This is a genomic window from Snodgrassella alvi (genome assembly GCF_002777745.1).
GTDB lineage: Bacteria > Pseudomonadota > Gammaproteobacteria > Burkholderiales > Neisseriaceae > Snodgrassella > Snodgrassella alvi_D.
Genome location: NZ_MEIO01000028.1, coordinates 37455 through 55028 on the forward strand (window position 1 = coordinate 37455; position 17574 = coordinate 55028).

Sequence of the window (17574 nt, forward strand, 5' to 3'; positions counted from 1 at the left end):
TTAAAATAAATCTGGGCATAAAACAACTATCATGTTTTATATAACCGAAAGATTAGCTATTATGCAACAGCAGCCGCAAACTCTGGAGAATCAGTATGCAGATCGGTATTATCATTATCGGAGATGAAATCCTGAATGGTTCACGTCAGGACAGTCATTTTACTTTTTTCAGACAATTGTTCCAGCAGCATGGACTATATATGGCTTGGGCGCAATATTTACCTGATGATCGAGCAATAATTACCAGACAGCTTATCCTGTCATTTAAAGAGAAAATACCTGTTTTTGTCACCGGAGGCATAGGTGCCACGCCGGATGACCATACACGCCAAGCCTGTGCTAATGCTTTAAACTTACCTTTAACATCTCATCCTGATGCCCTGAAAGAAATTGAAGCCATTTCAATCAAACATGGCGATGCATTAGACAGCCCTGCGCATTTGCAACGGGCAAAAATGGCGGATTTTCCTCAGGGAGCAGCACTGATTCCGAATCCATTCAACAATATCGCTGGCTTTTCAATCAGAGAGCATTATTTTTTACCCGGCTTCCCCAAAATGGCACATCCAATGGCTCAATGGGTATTAGACAAGTATTACCAACAAAATTTTTTCCTGCACCGACTGGCTACCAAAGCCGCTCTGGTTGATGGCTTGCCTGAATCACGAATTATTCCTCTGATGGAGCAGATTGAACAAAAATGGCCGACTATCAAAACCTTCAGCCTGCCCACTATCCGCGATGATTTATCAGCCGATGAACAAATACATCAATACCGGCTGGAATTTGGTTTAAAAGCATGGGGCAAAGACTGTACCTGTCTGCAAGAAGTCTGGGAAGAGGCTGTACAGAAACTGATACATCTTGGAGCAACTGATATCACCCCATTGGATAAAAGTAGTGAAGGCTGAATCAAAGCCCTTCACAATAGTTTATATATGGATAAAATCTGTAACTAAGAGAAAAATTACCTGTTTAAACGCTAAAAAAAAGGGTTTAAAACCATACTTAGCCCGCTTACAGGCTGAAAAAACCATACTTTTATCCCTTTACATGCAAAACGGTTTTGTATTTGCGTTTCATTTAGCAAACTACTAGAATTCCAGCAACTTACAGCAGTGTCTGGTTTTGCGGTCAACCAAATACCACTATATGACTGGTCGATAGTGAACTGAACTCATCAACCGCACTACTTAGCAACAGGTATACATTTATTCATGACAATTCTGAACAAATACAATTTTTCTGCCGGTCCAGCAATACTGCCAGAGGCCGTATTACAAACAGCTCAGGCTGAAATGCTGGATTATAATGGTACTGGTAGCTCAGTGATGACCATGAGTCACCGCTCAGATGCTTTTATCAGTATCTTGCATCATGCCGAACAGGACTTGCGTCAGCTGCTGCATATTCCAAACAACTATAAAATATTATTTATGCAGGGTGGAGCCAGCGCTCAATTCAACATGCTAGTCATGAATCTCGCTAATGGCTTTAAACGGGTTGATTCAGTAGTTTCCGGTAACTGGAGCCGGATTGCCCACAGCCAAATGGGCAAGCTTTCCAATGCCGAAATACATTTAGCAGCACATGGCGGTGATTTATATAACTATACAGACGTACCAGCACCTGAAAACTGGGACGTTGACCCAAACTCAGCCTTTGTTCACTATTGCATTAATGAAACCGTACATGGTCTGCAATACCGTGATATTCCCAAACCAGACGGAATGCCTCCGATCGTATGTGATATGTCGAGTGAAATTCTTTCCCGACCGATTAATATTGCTGATTTTGGCGTTATTTATGCTGGTGCCCAAAAAAATATCGGGCCGTCAGGAGCTACCATTGTTATTATTCGCGAAGATTTGCTTGAACGCTGCTCCGAGCGGATTCCTGACGTATGGAATTATCAGAGCCATATAAGCCGTCAGGGAATGTATAACACCCCTGCGACCTATCCGATTTATATTTCAGGGCTGGTATTCCGCTGGCTTCAGGTTCATGGTGGAGTGGAACAGATACAGGCCATCAACACAATGAAAGCTGAAACCCTGTATTCTGCTATAGATAACAGTAATGGCTTTTATACCAATAATGTAAAACAACATGCCCGTTCACATATGAATGTCATTTTCCATACCCCTAAAAAAGAGCTAGACACGATATTTGTGCAGCAAGCTAATGCTCATGGTTTATGTGCATTACAGGGCTACCAATCAATAGGTGGAATGCGTGCCAGTATTTATAATGCCATGCCTATTCAGGGCGTAGAAGCACTGGTAAGTTTCATGCAGGAATTTCAGCGTCGATACGGCTAATTTTTTTGACGCTCACTCAACCGGTGTAGTAGAAAATCTGCTGCACCGGTTTTCAGTTATATCCTAAATAAATCATAGTTTTTTCTATCAATGATCCCCTTGAATCTGGATTTTTAATTAAGAGGATTAATAACTTCAGCCTTACTTTACTGAACAGTATTAGGACGATACCGCTCCAACAGCATATTACTGAATTTATTTTCTGGATCTACTCGCTTTTTAAGTTTGAAGAATTGCTCTGCTTGTGGGTAAGCACGCTGGAATTGCTCAGAAGTTGCATGCAATTGATAAGGTAAAAAATAACTTCCGCCGTTTGCCAGTGCTGCATCTATTAACTCTCGAGTCCAGATACCTACCTGCTCTTTACTGCGCTCATCAGTAGTTTGCTGATAATAAATAACAAAAGCAAATACTTCGTTTTTAGCCCATGCAAGCAGCGAACCGCTATCTCGATTGGCGTGACGAACAGAGATATTAACGACATTAACCTTATGTTTCTTCAGAATAGCAATTAATTCGGGATAAAAATCATCAAACCGTTCAACCGGTATAAAATATTCTTCCAGAGCGAAACTTTTATTTTTTTCAGCAATTGGTTCCAAAATGGATACATCATAACTGGCTTCGTAATTACGCCACATTACCGGTTGCTTTGCATAGTCTACCTCATCATGCAATTTACGCAACTCTTTGCCAAAATGAGATGAAGCTACAATTTTTATTCTTCGTTCCTGCTTGCGTGAATGTTCAAAGCGTGATCTCAACCTGTCTGAAATAGTCAGAGGTTCTTGCGTCTGTTCAAACGTTATTAAACGAACTTTCTTAAAATCAGGCGGATACATTACAGCATTGTGAAATATTGCAGCCTTATTAGACCGGATATTCTGAGAGAAATACTGGTAATACCTTGTAATTGGCATAACCTCACTAATACGTTTTACCTTAACATTATCAACAAGGCGCAAAGTTACTTCCGTGATAACTCCCAAACCACCATAACCACCAATAGCGCCATAAAATATATCCTGATTTTCTTTCGGACTGGCCGCCACTATCGAACCATCAGCCAGTACAATTCTGAATTGTTCTACAGACAGAATAATAGGTCCTTCGCCAATATAACGACCATGTACATTTACAGCCAATGAACCGCCAATACTGAAATTGGCAAAGCTTTGCATAATTTTTACTGATAAACCATAAGGATCAATTAATTCTTGTACCTGACGCCAGCTTGCCCCAGCCTCAATGGTTAAAAGCTTTTGCTCAGGATTAAAAGCAATCACATGATTCAGCTTTTGCGTATCTATTTGTAGCCCACCCTGAATTGCAGTTTGTCCGCCCATACTGTACTTGCCCCCGGCTATACTGATAGTACCCTGAGTACTCTTAACCAACTCTGCAACCTGTTGTGTTGATTCCGGCTGCACTACCGCAGCCACCTGTACAGGTGTCATCCCAGTAACATCATTTACAATTACAGCATGTGTTCTTAATGAGAAGAGCATAAAAAGTATGTACAACAAATTTACTTTTTTCATTATTTAGTGATCTATATTCAACAGATTGAAAAATATACCTACCCTGAATAAGCAAATCAAATAAATTTATTGTTTTATATCAACCAATAATCGATTTACATCCTAAACCAGAAATATTCTTATTTTCTTTACATTAACTGAATAATCTGATTATTTCAATAATTATAACCAGTAGTCCGAATCTTTGTAAAAGCTATCTGTAGCATCATTATTCTCAGCAGTGACCGCTAAATCTGAGCCTAAACCAATCTGGCTTAGTGTGAAAAGAACCGACACCACAAATGCGCTACAACTCAGATCCAGATATTCTTCTTTTCAGTCCGACAATGCTTTAACTTAATATAAACCATTACTATTATTAGAGAAATACACAACCTGTATTACTGTCTACAACAATGTTACCTGCTAACCATCCAGCAACTGAATAACCTGATGCTGGCAAGTGCCTTACAGACAATACAGAAAGTGGTCTTAATCAGCTAATAAACAGAGAAAGGTACACTTTAATCTTAAGCTACATGAAAATTTATAAGCGAACTTTGCGTCGCGCACACTGTTTTTTTGCTGCTTCAACTGCCTGATTGAGTCTGGCTTCAGTAAGCGTTCCCAGCAATGCTTGCTTAAACCCGCAGCCAGACGCCTGTACCAATGTATACGGTACCCCACCAACCTCATTACCTAATTGCTTCATCCACGCCCGACTATCTGTGCCAATGTAGCGATACAGTGGATAATGTACTGACACTTGCCGAGTAAATCGTTGTAAATTAGCATCATTATCCAGCGCCACTCCCACTACAGTAACCACATCTTTACCAGAACGTTGCTGCTGTAAATACCAGCGTGACAACATAGGCATTTCTTTCCGGCATGGCGTACACCAAGTTGCCCAGATATTAACCACAAGTATCGGCTTTTCCGTTGGTAAAACTGCGGCCTTACCTTGAGGCCAACTTTGCAATTCTGCCGCCTGTAAACGAACACAACTTAAAAACAAGACACTCAACAAAAAAATTTTCTTTAAAAGCCCGGTAGATTGAGACATACCCTTACCTGAATATTACATTTTAATAGCGTTAATTATAAAATATTTCCCATACAATATTACTAATACAATTTCGTTATACTAACTACTAACGCAGTAGTTACCATTCTTTTTTTCTATCCTTGCTGCATTAATCAACTGAATCATGTAACTAAATCAGATAATTTATTTATATCAACCACAACAAAATTAGTTTAACCTTTAGAATAATTAATAATACTTGTCAAAATTTGAAGTTTCGTCCACACTTACCATTTAGATTTTTCATTTCTTTAGAAGTTCAGGGATAATCATGACTGATACCGTCATACTGTACCACAACCCGAATTGTTCCAAATCGCGCGCTGCTCTGTCTTTACTTCAGGTACGCAATGTCGACACCAAAGTCATTCCCTACCTGACCGAACCATTAACCGAAGCACAGATTCGCATATTGAAACAGAAACTTGCGATTAGCTCTGCGCGGGAAATGATGCGCAGCAAAGATGATTTATTTACAAAACTAAATTTGCTTGATGCTGATGAAGATACACTAATAGCAGCCATGGCAGCACATCCAATACTAATAGAAAGACCAATAGCAGTAATCGGTGAACATGCGGCTATAGGTCGTCCGTTAACCAATATTGAAGCTTTACTTGAACAGTAAATGATCTCCAGCACACGTCTTGGCTTCTGGTACTGTTTGCGCAGTGTTATCATTGCAGGTGCCTTGTTTATTGGAACCAACTATGCCATCAGTGTTGCTATAGTTTATCAGTTCAGTCATCCGCAAGTACTCAGTGAAGCCGATGCAGCAATTGTACTTGGTGCAGCAGCATGGGATAAACGCCCTTCTCCGGTTTTTCGCGAACGCATTAATCATGCCATCCATTTGTACCGTACTGGCAAAGTAAAAAAAATTCTGTTTACTGGCGGCAGCCCCAAACCCGGTTTTATGACTGAAGCCGCAGTTGGTCGGCGCTATGCAATTCGCAACGGCGTTGATGCCAATGATATTATCTACGAAAACCATTCTCGGGATACTTGGCAGAATCTGGTTAATGCACAGATAATTGCCGAGGATAATGATTTAAACAGCTTTATCATCGTCAGCGATCCCTATCATCTGGCACGTGCTAACTTCATTGCACGTGACTTGGGGCTGCATGCTCAGGTTTCACCTACCCCAACCACCCGTTATACCGCCACCCAGTCTAAATTACGCTTTTTAGCACAGGAAAGCTATACACTGATGATGTATCAATGGGTAAAGTATCTGGCGCGTTTTCCACGGCTTATCCATATGCTAAGCACCAAAATTTTGTAATTATTTTAAGCTTACTATTTTCCTGTATATACATATCCTTTTATTACACGCACTTATAACTGGAATCAATGACAACAGTTTTAGCGAAGCAGAATAATTTGCACTATTATTTCTCTCAGTACGTCATAGAGATATCAATAAACACAATCGGATAATTATTTTGCTTTCTGTTACTCTGACTAACAAGCCCCACAAAAGACCATTAACCTCACCCGTCAATCGATAGTATGATTATTCCCTAAAACTCAATCATTCAACACATCCATTAGCAGAGGATCAAATCATGGATCGAAACCAGCAACTCTTCGAACAGGCAAAAATCATTATTCCGGGCGGAGTAAATTCCCCAGTACGTGCTTTTGGCAGTGTTGGCGGTATCCCTCGCTTTATTAACAAGGCACAAGGTGCATATATATGGGATGAAAACCAGAGCCGTTATATCGATTATGTTGGTTCATGGGGACCAGCTATTGTTGGACACGCGCATCCAGAAGTAGTTGAAGCAGTCTGTCATGCTGCCGAAAATGGTCTTTCTTTCGGAGCACCCACCGAAAATGAAATCCGCATAGCCGAAGAAATTCGCCATATTGTGCCCAGCATGGAGCAAATTCGTCTGGTCAGCTCCGGTACTGAGGCCACCATGAGTGCGATTCGTCTGGCTAGAGGCTTTACCGGACGCGACAATATCATTAAATTCGAAGGCTGTTATCATGGCCATTCCGACAGCTTGCTGGTTAAAGCCGGCTCCGGTCTGTTAACCTTCGGCCATCCCAGCTCAGCTGGTGTCCCTGAGGATTTCAGCCGTCATACTTTGGTTTTGCCTTATAATGATGTAGAGGCTTTACAACAGACATTTGCTAGCAAGGGCGACAGTATCGCCTGTGTAATTGTTGAACCGATTGCTGGCAATATGAATATGATTCCAGCCACAGCTGAGTTTGTTCAGGCTTTGCGCACTCTTACTGAACAACATGGCAGCGTGCTGATTTACGATGAAGTCATGACGGGTTTTCGTGTTGCTCTGGGCGGTGCACAATCAATTCATGGTATTAAGCCTGATTTAACCACCATTGGCAAAATTATTGGCGGTGGCATGCCCGTTGCTGCTTTCGGCGGTCGAGCAGACATCATGTCCTGTATTTCACCTTTAGGTGCGGTTTATCAAGCAGGCACATTATCTGGCAATCCCGTATGCGTGGCAGCCGGGCTGAAAACACTAGAAATCATACAGCGACCCGATTTTTATACATCTTTAAGCACACGCACTCAAGAATTAAGTAATGGTTTAGCAGCAATAGCACAAGAAACCAATATTCCATTCTGTAGTCGCAGTATAGGTGGAATGTTTGGTTTTTACTTTAATACAGAACTGCCAAATTGCTTTGCAGACATGCAACACAGCAATCAGATATTGTTTAAAGAGTTCTTCCATGCCATGCTTTCACGCGGTGTGGCCTTTGCGCCATCCGCATATGAAGCCTGTTTTGTGTCTGCTGCTCATAGCAGTGAAATCATTGCCGATACTCTTGGGCTGGCCGCAGAAGTGTTTACCGAAATCGCACGCACCATCTGATATATAAATGATTACCGGCGAATGTCTTATTTGGTTCATGCGCCGGTATCTTTTACCAGTTCAGTAAACGAACATTAACCGCTAGCAATATATTTTCGACTTCTCTTTTCAGCTCTGGTGCCACAATATATCTAATTGAATTTAATAAATTTACCTACAATATCGGTAATTTTTGTAATCATTTATCGCCATTTCATGTCTAATTGATATTCACTTTTCCTGCTATATTTACAGCGCAATAAAACCAGTTGCAGACAAATTCTTTAAATAGAACACTAAAACTAATAAAAACTTTCTTCCTACGCTACATAATAACTAAAAATTACAATTAATTAACATTAAAAAACAATTAACTAAGTCTAGCCTAAGTATTTAAAGCCATACTGTGTATTAACAAGAACCAAGATGGTTATTGTCCTAAACTAATTTTTAATGGAGATCTGTCATGAAAAAAATTACTGCTGCTGTTGTAAGTGCTATTTTCGGTTTAACCTCTGCTGCTTCTTTCGCCGCTCCTGTTGCTGCAACCACCACTACTACAACTGACACCACTACTGCTACCACCTCTGTAAAACCAGCAACCAAAACTGTTAAACCAGTTGCTAAAAAAACTCAGGTAAAAAAAGTACACACTAGAAAAGCACATGCCCCAAAAGCTGCTGCCAGCACTACTACCACCAAACAAACCACAACCACTACTGAAACAAACTAAGCAGGCTTTAGGTTAACGTTTGAATAAAAACCGTTTCAGAAATACTGAAACGGTTTTTGTTATCATAGACATCTCTCAGTCTGATTTAATACAGACTGCCCATTTGTCTATGCGGAAAAATGTTAGCCTATGCGAATTCTACTTCTCGAAGACGACAAAATGATTGCAGAAGCGCTAAGCGATATGCTCCATGGTGCCGGCTTTGCTGTCGATTGTGTTACAGACGGCCTAGCAGCAGAAAGTGCATTACAGCCCGATATCTACGATATAGCCTTACTGGATATCGGAGTGCCTAAACAGGATGGCCTTAGTGTACTTCGCCATCTGCGTACCAAAAACAGTGACTTACCCGTGATTCTGATTACTGCCCGTGATACTGTGGAAGAACGCATTAACGGACTGGACAGCGGTGCCGACGACTACGTAATCAAACCATTTGCTTCTGCAGAATTATTGGCTCGTATTCGGGCTTTATTGCGCCGGCATTGTGGACATGCCAGCCCAGTACTGAGCAACGGCACAATTACCTTGAATCCGGCTACCAGAGAAGTAAGTGCCAATGGTGTGGTTACCCGCCTGTCAGCGCGCGAATACGCTCTGCTTTACAGCTTATTGCTACAGCCGGGCACCATATTGTCACGGCAGGAACTGGAAGAAAAAATTTATGGCTGGAATGAAGAAGTTGAAAGCAATGCCGTAGAAGTAGTAATTCATGGAATTCGCAAAAAGCTTGGCAGCAACGTCATTAAAAATGTACGGGGGCTGGGATGGCTAGTAGACCGACGCGTATAGTATCCTCACTACAATGGCGTTTATTACTGGTTTTAACCATTTTGGTAACCTTTATCGCCATTATTGGCGACATTCTTGCCTATCAGACAGCTTTTCGGGAAACTCAAGATTTGCAGGATACCCAACTGGAGCAGATTGCACATTTACTTGACCCACGCAGTTCCATACTGCGCCGAGATACACAGGAAGATCTCAACTTTCCCGAAAGTGCCAGAACATTGCCCAAACCTCGTGTACTAGCACAAACGCTTGATTCCCCCTACCTTAATATCCTGATGGGTGATGACAACGCAGTACAAAATTTGCAACAGCTACCGGATGGCTTTCACAATTTTACCACCGTAGCTCGGCACTGGCGGGTATATATCCTTACCCGAGAACACCAACGAATTATTGTTGCCCAGCGCACCGCCTACCGCAATCACATCGCTAAGGACAGCGCACTGAGTGTGGTGTGGCCATTTCTTATCCTCATGCCCATCTTGTGGCTGTTCACCGCCATCTGGATTCGCCGCTTGTTCCGAGCAACACAAGAAATGAGTACAGAACTAACTGCACGCAATGCCAACGATTTATCACCACTGGATACCAAGCACGTACCAACTGAAATCCGTCCGTTCATCACCGCACTAAACCGTCTCTTCAGCCAGCTACAGGCTGCAATTGAACATGACAAAAAATTTATCAGCCATGCAGCACATGAATTACGCACGCCAATCACAGCACTTACCATACAGATAGGCCGTTTTGACGAACCGGATTTAACTATTCAGGAACAACACAAACTCATCAGACAAATCAAAGCCGGTATAGCACGTACCGAACAACTGCTTACCCAACTTTTATCCATGGCCAGAGCACAACATCAGCAACAACAGCACCTTGTGCCGAATAATGTTCACACCGCCCTGATGCCGCTACTGCGCAACCTGATTGCAGAATTACTGCCTCTGGCAGAACAGAAACAGCAGAACCTGAGTGTAGACATCAGTGAATACATCAGACTGCCCATCAGCAGCAATGATTTACACACCATTCTGAAGAACATTTTGGCTAATGCCATCAAATATACACCCGCCAATGGTCATATCTGTATTCACACCAGACAGAATGCAAACAATCAGTTGACTCTATGGATAGAAGACAGTGGCTATGGTATTGCTGAAACTGAACGAAAACTGGTATTCGAACCGTTTTACCGCATTCTGGGTAATAATGAAAATGGCAGCGGCTTGGGACTGGCCATTGTTAAAACCCTGTGTGACCAATGGCAAATTGCCATTGAACTGGCAGACTCAAGCCTGAAAAACAGCGAACAAAAGCCGGGACTGGCTGTTGGCCTGATATTCCGCATCAATAATACATAAATTCAAACAAAATATACCGCCATTAATACCTGCTGATATTCATTAAAATTGAATAGCATAAACAATATGCTTAAATATTTATTACCCAGAGCACCACTCAAAATATTTCTCTGCAATGCTAACTGCAATGGCCAGATTTCCTTACATCAAACCATACACTAAACTGGTTTTCATTTAGTATAAATTAAAAGACAGAATTCCCTAGATGAGAATTCTGTCTTTATAATTAGTACATCTCTCACAGTCTACCAACAGACTGATTAAAAACTTACCAATAGTTCACCAGTGTTTGGTTCCAAAAATCTTGTCACCCGCATCACCCAGCCCGGGGATAATATAGCCATTTTCGTCCAGATGGTCATCCAAAGCGGCAGCATAGATAGTCACATCAGGGTGTGCCTCATTAACCGCTTTCACCCCTTCCGGCGCTGCTACCAGTACCAGTGCCTTAATGTCCTTACAACCTTTTTTCTTAAGCAAGTCAATGGTTGCATTCATTGAACCACCGGTAGCCAGCATTGGATCAATAATCAGTGCCGGACGCTTATCCATCTGACTGACAAATTTTTCAAAATAAGGTACTGGTTCCAGCGTTTCTTCATCACGCTGTAAACCCACCACGCTAATTTTAGCAGTAGGAATTAAATCCAGCACCCCATCCAGCATACCCAGCCCGGCACGCAGAATAGGCACTATGGTAACAGTCTTGCCTTTAATCTGGTAAGCATCAATCTCACCACACCAGCCCTGCATTTTGACAATTTCCACATCAAAATCGCGGCTGGCCTCATAAGCCATTAACCGAGCCAATTCCTTTGTCAACGTACGAAAACGATAAGTACTGCAATCCTCTTCACGCATCAATGACAGTTTGTGCTTCACCAGCGGATGGTCAATCACATTAATATTCATAGCCAGTTCCAAAAAATAATTCCTTAAACACCTAAATCAAAACAGCTACCGGATTATTTGTCCGAACAGAATTTAGTCAGACAGAGGCCAGCAAAGTCTGCAACTCACCAGCTTCATACATTTCCAGCATAATGTCAGAACCACCAACAAATTCACCTTTTACATACAGCTGCGGAATAGTTGGCCAGTCTGCATATTCTTTAATACCCTGACGGATTTCATCATCTTCGAGTACATTAACAGTATGAAAATCCTTCAAACCTGCTGCCTGCAAAATCTGCACGGCACGGGATGAAAAACCACACTGTGGAAACTGTTTTGTCCCTTTCATGAACAACACAACCGGATGTTCAGTAACAAGTGTTTTGATTCTTTCCTGAGTACTCATGTACATTCCTTATTTCATTTTACTTAATGCGTGTTAGCACAGCGGCAAAAAAGCCGTCTGTATGATGTTTACCGGTATGTAGCTGCAAATAATCACCCTGCATCGCGGGCAGAGCATTATCCTTCAGCAAAGCCTGTACCGGCTCAATATGCCAGCCTGTGTTGGCAGCCAGAAAATCATTTAACTGCTGCTGATTCTCAGCCTCAAGAATACTGCATGTAGCATACACCAGTCTGCCACCCGGGCGTACCAGCGCAGAAGCCGCCTGCAAAATTGACCGCTGCTGTTGCTGCAATGCCTGTACATTGTCACCACTTTGGCGATATTTTAAGTCAGGATTACGACGCAAAGTGCCCAGCCCGGAACAAGGCGCATCCACCAAAACACAATCAGCTTTACCCTTCAAACGGGAAATACGGGCATCATGTTCATTATCAATGCGCTGCGGATGAATATTAGTCAAACCGGCGCGCACCATGCGTGGTTTCAAATTAGCCAGCCGCTTTTCTGCCACATCTAGCGCATACAGGCGCCCGCTACCAGCCATCATCGCACCCATTGCCAGCGTTTTACCACCGGCACCAGCACAGAAGTCTACCGCAATCTGCCCGCGTTTTACGCCGGTTAACAGTGCCAATAACTGGCTGCCTTCATCTTGTACTTCCAACACGCCATCCAAAAACAAAGTGTGACGGTTTAATGCCGGCTTGTCATATAGTCGGATTCCCCAAGGTGAATAAGGGGTAGCTTCAGCACGCAAGCCCTCTGCCTGCAACACAGCCAGAATCTTATCACGTTTACCCTTGAGGGTATTAACCCGCACATCTAACGGAGCTGCTTGCATCACACTGCGACCATAATCAATAATCTGATTCTCATCCCAGTTCTGCTGCTGTAAACAATCAATCAGCCATTGCGGCAGCTCAGCAGTAGTTGTCAGCGCGGCAGCAAAATCAGACTTATGTTTTTTCAATTCAACAAGCCACTGCTTCTCTTCAGCATCACACAAACTTTCTACAGCATGAACACTTAAACCACGCCCTAAAATGAGTGCTGCTAAAGCCGCACGACGTGGTTTGTTATGCGGTCTGGACAGCATCATCTGAATTTTCTGTAAATGACGAATGGCCGCAAACACAGTTTCGGCTATTTCCTGCCGATCTCGAACACCCAGCTTACGCTCGCGTCGAAAGAAAGCAGACAACACAACATCTGCCGGCTGTCTGAACGTTAACACCTGAGCCAGAGCAGCAGCTGTCAAATCAAGTTGTTGTGCATTTATCATAATTTCTTAAATAGCCTTCCCGTCAATTTGGCCACCTTTCAGTTGCAAGGTATAAACCTTACCATTATCCATATAGCTAATCTGTACCGGAATATTCTCAAATTGCGGCGCAAAAGCATATTCCACTACATTATCACCACGACTAATACTATACTGGCTGATATCAATTTGCCGGCCATTAACCAGCAGTTGCGCATTGCCACGATTACGAACTTCATCCAGCAAGTAAACTTTTTTACCATTAGTCAGATAAGTATTTGCGGGCAATTTACCGTGATTAAAGCCCAGTTGCCAGCCGAGTGCAAACATATCGTATACCGGTCCGTTTACCGCCATATGCTTACTGGCCTCTGAAACCTTTCCATAATCAATACCCTGTTCAGTAAAGCGTGCCTGTGCATAAGGTTTACCATAGCGACTATCGATATAGGAAAGCGGATTCAGGATAGAACCATTTACTGTACCAGCAGAAACAAACTGCATTTGGTAAAAAATCAGATTAATCTGGGTATTAATCCGGTACTGATCACCTTGTTGTACAAAATCCATGCTTACCGGCAACCCATAACTGTCTACAAACTGCAATTGTGCCCGTTGTGGCAAATCGGCAGCCTGTGCTACTGGTAGTAATAGTAAACTTACCCAGACAAACAATAGACCCAGCCAGAATTTTACTTTCATACTTCTCTCATAGCCTACTAATTTTTCAGGAAAATCGAATCATCTATATCAGCCATAGATAAATTATTAACTCGATTACCCTCTACAACCAGCTTGCCAGCAACAAAATCAGCCACAGCCTGTGGTAATAACTCATGCTCAAGCCGCAATACCCGCTGTGCCAGAGCATCAGCAGTATCATTACCTAGTACAGGTACAACGCCCTGAGCAATGATCGGGCCGCAATCCAATTCTGCTGTAACAAAATGAATGGTGCAGCCTGCTACCCGACAACCACTGTCCAGCGCCCGCTGGTGCGTATGCAGGCCGGGGAAAGCAGGCAATAAAGATGGATGAATATTAATCAGCCTGCCGGCATAATGATTACAGAATTCAGGCGTCAAAATACGCATAAAGCCTGCCAGTACCACCAGATCCGGCTGATAGGCATCAATCCGCGCCATAAGCGCAGTATCAAATGCTTCACGGCCGGCATAATCCTGATGGCAGATTGTCTCAGTTGCCAAACCATACTGCTCAGCCCACTGCAAACCAGCTGCATCAGCCCGATTACTGATTACCGCCACCACTTCTGCCTGCGCAATATTTGCCTCCACCACAGCCTGCATATTACTGCCACGCCCGGAAATCAGAATCACAATTTTTTTCATACCGTTCACCTTTACTTCTGCTAACAGATAACTTAGCCCAGAGACACCATTTCCAACTGTTCGAGACTACGCCCCAGAAACCGTTCCCCGATTGTCTGGAATCGCAGAGGAATATCACTCACATAAAAACGGTATTGCGCTCCCGAATGATCCGGATTAACCAACTGATGCTGTTCCAGTGCCTGTGCCGTTGCTTGTGCAGTCGTAATTGCTGAATCAACCAGTTTCAGTTCAGGTGCTTCCTGCCGGATTAATGATTTGAGTAACGGATAATGAGTACAGCCCAACACCAGTGTATCCACATCTTCCGCCAGAATCGGCTTTAAATACTCTCTGGCTGTCAAGCGTGTTACTTCATGATCCAGCCAGCCTTCTTCCACCAATGGCACCAATAACGGACAGGCCTGTGAAAATACGCGTGTTTGGGCATTCTGTTTATGAATCGCCCGAGCATAAGCATTACTATTGACGGTGGTACTGGTGGCAATCACACCAATATGATTATTTCGTGTTGTCTCCAGCGCAGCCTTGGCACCGGCAGCAATTACATCCAGCACCGGCATACCGCCCGCCAACTGCCGTACCCTTTCCCGTGCCACCGCAGCTATAGTATTACAGGCCACTACCAGAGCCTTAACATCATGTTCGAGCAGAAACGACACAATCTGTTCAGTATAAACTTCAATCGTATGTCTGGATTTCACTCCATACGGAACCCGTGCAGTATCACCAAAATAAATAATATTCTCATTAGGCAGCCGTTCCATCAAGGCCCGAACTACAGTCAGGCCTCCTACTCCGGAATCAAATACACCTATTGGGCGTTGTTGTATTGCAGTCATTTGTCTCTTCATCTGTAGCCATGACAATTCAGCACACCATGTACTGGAGCAGTCACAAACCACTCATCATCGCAATTATAGCATTGACCCAAAAATAAACTCATAGTACAAATCCTGCCCAACAGGCTTAAAACCCGCTTCAGACCTCCAACCTGACATACCGACAGAACTTTACTACTTTCACTCTTACAAACTTTATCGCATAATAAACCCGTTTTGTTCATTACACATACCATGTCTGCATCTCAAATCCGTGAAATTGTTCTGGCCGGCGAAAACGATACCCTGAATCTGGGTGCACGTTTTGCTCAGCATATCAGCCCTCCCCTAGTCATCTGGCTAGAGGGAGATTTAGGTGCGGGTAAAACCACTTTTACCCGCGGCTTACTCAATGCACTGGGTTATAACGGTGCAGTAAAAAGTCCCACATACAATATAGTTGAAACCTATCCTTTTAATGGATTCAATCTACATCATTTTGATTTATACAGATTCCAAAGCCCAGAAGAATGGCTGGATGCAGGACTAGATGAACTTATCACAACAGATAGCATAGTCCTGATTGAATGGCCGCAACTCGGTGGTGACCTAGCTCCGCCGGCTGACATTATCCTGAATATCACTTCTAATAACAGTAATGGCCGCACAATACAGATGAGTGCCGCTACTGCCCATGGTACACACACACTAGACAAGATTACAGAATAAACCATGCCTAATCATATCAGCCGCCGAAGATTATTAATTGCTTCTACCGGCACGCTATTAATCAGTCTTACCCCGTTTGCACGCGCCGCTAAAGCAGGCGCCGACATCGTAGCTTCGCGCATCTGGCCGGCCACAGCCTACACCAGAATGACACTGGAATCAACAACACCAATTCGATTTAAATATTTTCAACTAAAAAATCCCGACAGACTGGTTATTGACATTGAGGGCTCGGCTACCAATCAGGTTTTACGTGAACTGAGCAGCAAAGTCATCCCCATGGATCCTTATATTGCCAGTGTTCGTATCGGGCAATTTAATCCTGAAACCATACGTATCGTGATGGATTTGAAAACTACCGTCAATCCGCAGGTATTTTCACTGACTCCAGTAGCTAATTTCAAAAACCGTCTGGTAGTAGACTTGTATCCTACCGCTACGGTGGCCATGGAACAGGAAAAAAACGATCCATTAATGGCACTCTTGCAGGACTATAGTCATGGTAAAGTCAACAGTGACGGCACCACACGCCCACAGGCCTCCGCCTCCACGCCTCCGGTGCAAAAACCATCTGAAAGCAAGCCGCCAGTTATCAACCAGCCCCCGATATCAGGCAAGCCAAATAAACTCAACCGCCAGCCGGTTATCATGATTGACCCGGGACATGGTGGTGAAGATCCCGGTGCCACAGGCCCATCCGGCTTGCATGAAAAAGATGTGGTACTGGCTATTGGACGCGAAGTAAAAAAAATACTGGATTCCTATGGCTACAAAACCTACATGACCCGAAATGAAGACATATTCATTCCGCTAGGTGTGCGCGTAGCCAAAGCGCGTAAACTCAGAGCCGATGTTTTTGTTTCCATCCATGCCGATGCATTTACCAACCCATCCGCCAAAGGCACAGGCGTATACGCCCTTAATCCCAAAGGCGCCACCAGTGCAGCAGCCAAATATCTGGCACAAACCCAGAATGCAGCCGATTCGATTGGCGGTGTAAGTTACTCCACCGATAAAAATGTCAACAACACCCTGTTTGACCTTACCCAAACAGCAACCATCAACGATAGCCTGAAACTGGGTAAAGATGTTTTGAATCAGCTTGGCAAAATCAATAACCTGCATAAAGGCAGTGTCGATCAGGCTAATTTTGCAGTTCTCAAAGCACCTGATATCCCATCAATACTGGTTGAAACTGCATTTATTTCTAATCCGGTTGAAGAACGATTATTGTCAAGCAAAGATTTCCGCCAGAAAATGGCCAATTCCATTGCCAGCGGTATTAAAGATTACTTATCGACAGCAGTATTAGCACGTCGTTGATACCAATAAATCATTTACTTCTTATACATTAACCAATACAGCAATTCTGGTATAAATAGAAAATGAAATGACACTTTTTCAGCCTGAATGTCAGTTTTGCGACAGTAATTAAACTTCTCTTTTCC

The 17574-nt window shown here is 43.1% G+C and carries 18 protein-coding genes; 10 read left to right on the top strand and 8 right to left on the bottom strand.

Annotated elements, in window-relative coordinates:
- Window positions 1–95: 95 nt before the first annotated feature.
- Window positions 96–911 carry a competence/damage-inducible protein A gene (locus BHC51_RS03815; protein WP_100100673.1) on the top strand — a complete coding sequence of 272 codons (816 nt, stop codon included), beginning with the start codon at window positions 96–98 and terminating at the stop codon, window positions 909–911.
- A gap of 306 nt (window positions 912–1217) precedes the next feature.
- Window positions 1218–2321, top strand: coding sequence for a 3-phosphoserine/phosphohydroxythreonine transaminase (gene serC / locus BHC51_RS03820; RefSeq protein ID WP_100153361.1), 1104 nt, complete (start codon window positions 1218–1220; stop codon window positions 2319–2321).
- A 146-nt stretch (window positions 2322–2467) separates the two neighbouring features.
- Here serC and BHC51_RS03825 read toward each other — a convergent pair whose 3' ends face one another.
- On the bottom strand, window positions 2468–3778 hold the full coding sequence (locus tag BHC51_RS03825) for an FAD-binding protein (protein ID WP_180296424.1): 1311 nt from the start codon (window positions 3776–3778) through the stop codon (window positions 2468–2470).
- 610 nt (window positions 3779–4388) lie between these two features.
- Window positions 4389–4907, bottom strand: a complete 519-nt coding sequence (locus BHC51_RS03830; RefSeq protein ID WP_100100669.1) for a TlpA disulfide reductase family protein — start codon at window positions 4905–4907, stop codon at window positions 4389–4391.
- A gap of 292 nt (window positions 4908–5199) precedes the next feature.
- Here BHC51_RS03830 and arsC point away from each other — a divergent pair, with 292 nt between their 5' ends.
- The 6 genes from arsC (at window position 5200) to BHC51_RS03860 (ending at window position 10660) form a co-directional block, all read left to right on the top strand.
- Window positions 5200–5556, top strand: coding sequence for an arsenate reductase (glutaredoxin) (gene arsC / locus BHC51_RS03835; protein WP_100100668.1), 357 nt, complete (start codon window positions 5200–5202; stop codon window positions 5554–5556).
- Window positions 5557–6216: a YdcF family protein gene (locus tag BHC51_RS03840; RefSeq protein ID WP_100100667.1), complete on the top strand. Its 660-nt coding sequence runs from the start codon at window positions 5557–5559 to the stop codon at window positions 6214–6216.
- A gap of 283 nt (window positions 6217–6499) precedes the next feature.
- On the top strand, window positions 6500–7789 hold the full coding sequence (gene hemL / locus BHC51_RS03845) for a glutamate-1-semialdehyde 2,1-aminomutase (RefSeq protein WP_100153362.1): 1290 nt from the start codon (window positions 6500–6502) through the stop codon (window positions 7787–7789).
- A 445-nt stretch (window positions 7790–8234) separates the two neighbouring features.
- On the top strand, window positions 8235–8501 hold the full coding sequence (locus BHC51_RS03850) for an acid-shock protein (RefSeq protein WP_100153363.1): 267 nt from the start codon (window positions 8235–8237) through the stop codon (window positions 8499–8501).
- 129 nt (window positions 8502–8630) lie between these two features.
- Window positions 8631–9293, top strand: a complete 663-nt coding sequence (locus BHC51_RS03855; protein ID WP_100123798.1) for a response regulator — start codon at window positions 8631–8633, stop codon at window positions 9291–9293.
- Entirely contained in the window at window positions 9269–10660 is a 1392-nt protein-coding gene (locus BHC51_RS03860) for an ATP-binding protein (RefSeq protein WP_100123797.1), read from the top strand. The genes BHC51_RS03855 and BHC51_RS03860 overlap by 25 nt, the downstream gene beginning before the upstream one ends.
- A gap of 279 nt (window positions 10661–10939) precedes the next feature.
- On the opposite strand, the gene upp is transcribed toward BHC51_RS03860, so the two are convergent.
- The 6 genes from upp to murI all read right to left on the bottom strand — a co-directional run bounded on the left by upp (window position 10940) and on the right by murI (window position 15418).
- Complete coding sequence (upp, locus tag BHC51_RS03865; RefSeq protein WP_100100705.1) at window positions 10940–11572, bottom strand: uracil phosphoribosyltransferase; 633 nt, start codon at window positions 11570–11572, stop codon at window positions 10940–10942.
- Between the two features lie 76 nt (window positions 11573–11648).
- Complete coding sequence (gene grxD / locus BHC51_RS03870) at window positions 11649–11960, bottom strand: Grx4 family monothiol glutaredoxin (protein WP_100100662.1); 312 nt, start codon at window positions 11958–11960, stop codon at window positions 11649–11651.
- Window positions 11961–11979: 19 nt separating this feature from the next.
- Window positions 11980–13242, bottom strand: coding sequence for an RsmB/NOP family class I SAM-dependent RNA methyltransferase (locus tag BHC51_RS03875; protein WP_100100704.1), 1263 nt, complete (start codon window positions 13240–13242; stop codon window positions 11980–11982).
- 9 nt (window positions 13243–13251) lie between these two features.
- Window positions 13252–13926: a DUF3108 domain-containing protein gene (locus tag BHC51_RS03880; RefSeq protein ID WP_100153364.1), complete on the bottom strand. Its 675-nt coding sequence runs from the start codon at window positions 13924–13926 to the stop codon at window positions 13252–13254.
- 17 nt (window positions 13927–13943) lie between these two features.
- Window positions 13944–14576 (bottom strand): phosphoribosylglycinamide formyltransferase, encoded by a 633-nt coding sequence (gene purN, locus BHC51_RS03885; RefSeq protein ID WP_100153365.1) that lies wholly within the window; start codon window positions 14574–14576, stop codon window positions 13944–13946.
- Window positions 14577–14608: 32 nt separating this feature from the next.
- Window positions 14609–15418, bottom strand: a complete 810-nt coding sequence (gene murI / locus BHC51_RS03890; protein WP_100100659.1) for a glutamate racemase — start codon at window positions 15416–15418, stop codon at window positions 14609–14611.
- A 234-nt stretch (window positions 15419–15652) separates the two neighbouring features.
- On the opposite strand from murI, the gene tsaE reads away from it, so the two are divergent.
- Together tsaE and BHC51_RS03900 are read left to right on the top strand one after the other, a co-directional pair.
- A complete protein-coding gene (gene tsaE, locus BHC51_RS03895) occupies window positions 15653–16126 on the top strand; it encodes a tRNA (adenosine(37)-N6)-threonylcarbamoyltransferase complex ATPase subunit type 1 TsaE (RefSeq protein ID WP_100100658.1) in 474 nt (157 codons plus the stop codon).
- Window positions 16127–16129: 3 nt separating this feature from the next.
- Window positions 16130–17449 carry an N-acetylmuramoyl-L-alanine amidase gene (locus BHC51_RS03900; protein WP_100100657.1) on the top strand — a complete coding sequence of 440 codons (1320 nt, stop codon included), beginning with the start codon at window positions 16130–16132 and terminating at the stop codon, window positions 17447–17449.
- Window positions 17450–17574: the final 125 nt, after the last annotated feature.

Coding starts and splice junctions, on each gene's coding strand:
- BHC51_RS03815 (WP_100100673.1), top strand. CDS start 96: ATGCAGATCGGTATTATCATTATCGGAGATGAAATCCTGAATGGTTCA.
- serC (WP_100153361.1), top strand. CDS start 1,218: ATGACAATTCTGAACAAATACAATTTTTCTGCCGGTCCAGCAATACTG.
- BHC51_RS03825 (WP_180296424.1), bottom strand. CDS start 3,778: ATGACACCTGTACAGGTGGCTGCGGTAGTGCAGCCGGAATCAACACAA.
- BHC51_RS03830 (WP_100100669.1), bottom strand. CDS start 4,907: ATGTCTCAATCTACCGGGCTTTTAAAGAAAATTTTTTTGTTGAGTGTC.
- arsC (WP_100100668.1), top strand. CDS start 5,200: ATGACTGATACCGTCATACTGTACCACAACCCGAATTGTTCCAAATCG.
- BHC51_RS03840 (WP_100100667.1), top strand. CDS start 5,557: ATGATCTCCAGCACACGTCTTGGCTTCTGGTACTGTTTGCGCAGTGTT.
- hemL (WP_100153362.1), top strand. CDS start 6,500: ATGGATCGAAACCAGCAACTCTTCGAACAGGCAAAAATCATTATTCCG.
- BHC51_RS03850 (WP_100153363.1), top strand. CDS start 8,235: ATGAAAAAAATTACTGCTGCTGTTGTAAGTGCTATTTTCGGTTTAACC.
- BHC51_RS03855 (WP_100123798.1), top strand. CDS start 8,631: ATGCGAATTCTACTTCTCGAAGACGACAAAATGATTGCAGAAGCGCTA.
- BHC51_RS03860 (WP_100123797.1), top strand. CDS start 9,269: ATGGCTAGTAGACCGACGCGTATAGTATCCTCACTACAATGGCGTTTA.
- upp (WP_100100705.1), bottom strand. CDS start 11,572: ATGAATATTAATGTGATTGACCATCCGCTGGTGAAGCACAAACTGTCA.
- grxD (WP_100100662.1), bottom strand. CDS start 11,960: ATGAGTACTCAGGAAAGAATCAAAACACTTGTTACTGAACATCCGGTT.
- BHC51_RS03880 (WP_100153364.1), bottom strand. CDS start 13,926: ATGAAAGTAAAATTCTGGCTGGGTCTATTGTTTGTCTGGGTAAGTTTA.
- purN (WP_100153365.1), bottom strand. CDS start 14,576: ATGAAAAAAATTGTGATTCTGATTTCCGGGCGTGGCAGTAATATGCAG.
- murI (WP_100100659.1), bottom strand. CDS start 15,418: ATGACTGCAATACAACAACGCCCAATAGGTGTATTTGATTCCGGAGTA.
- tsaE (WP_100100658.1), top strand. CDS start 15,653: ATGTCTGCATCTCAAATCCGTGAAATTGTTCTGGCCGGCGAAAACGAT.
- BHC51_RS03900 (WP_100100657.1), top strand. CDS start 16,130: ATGCCTAATCATATCAGCCGCCGAAGATTATTAATTGCTTCTACCGGC.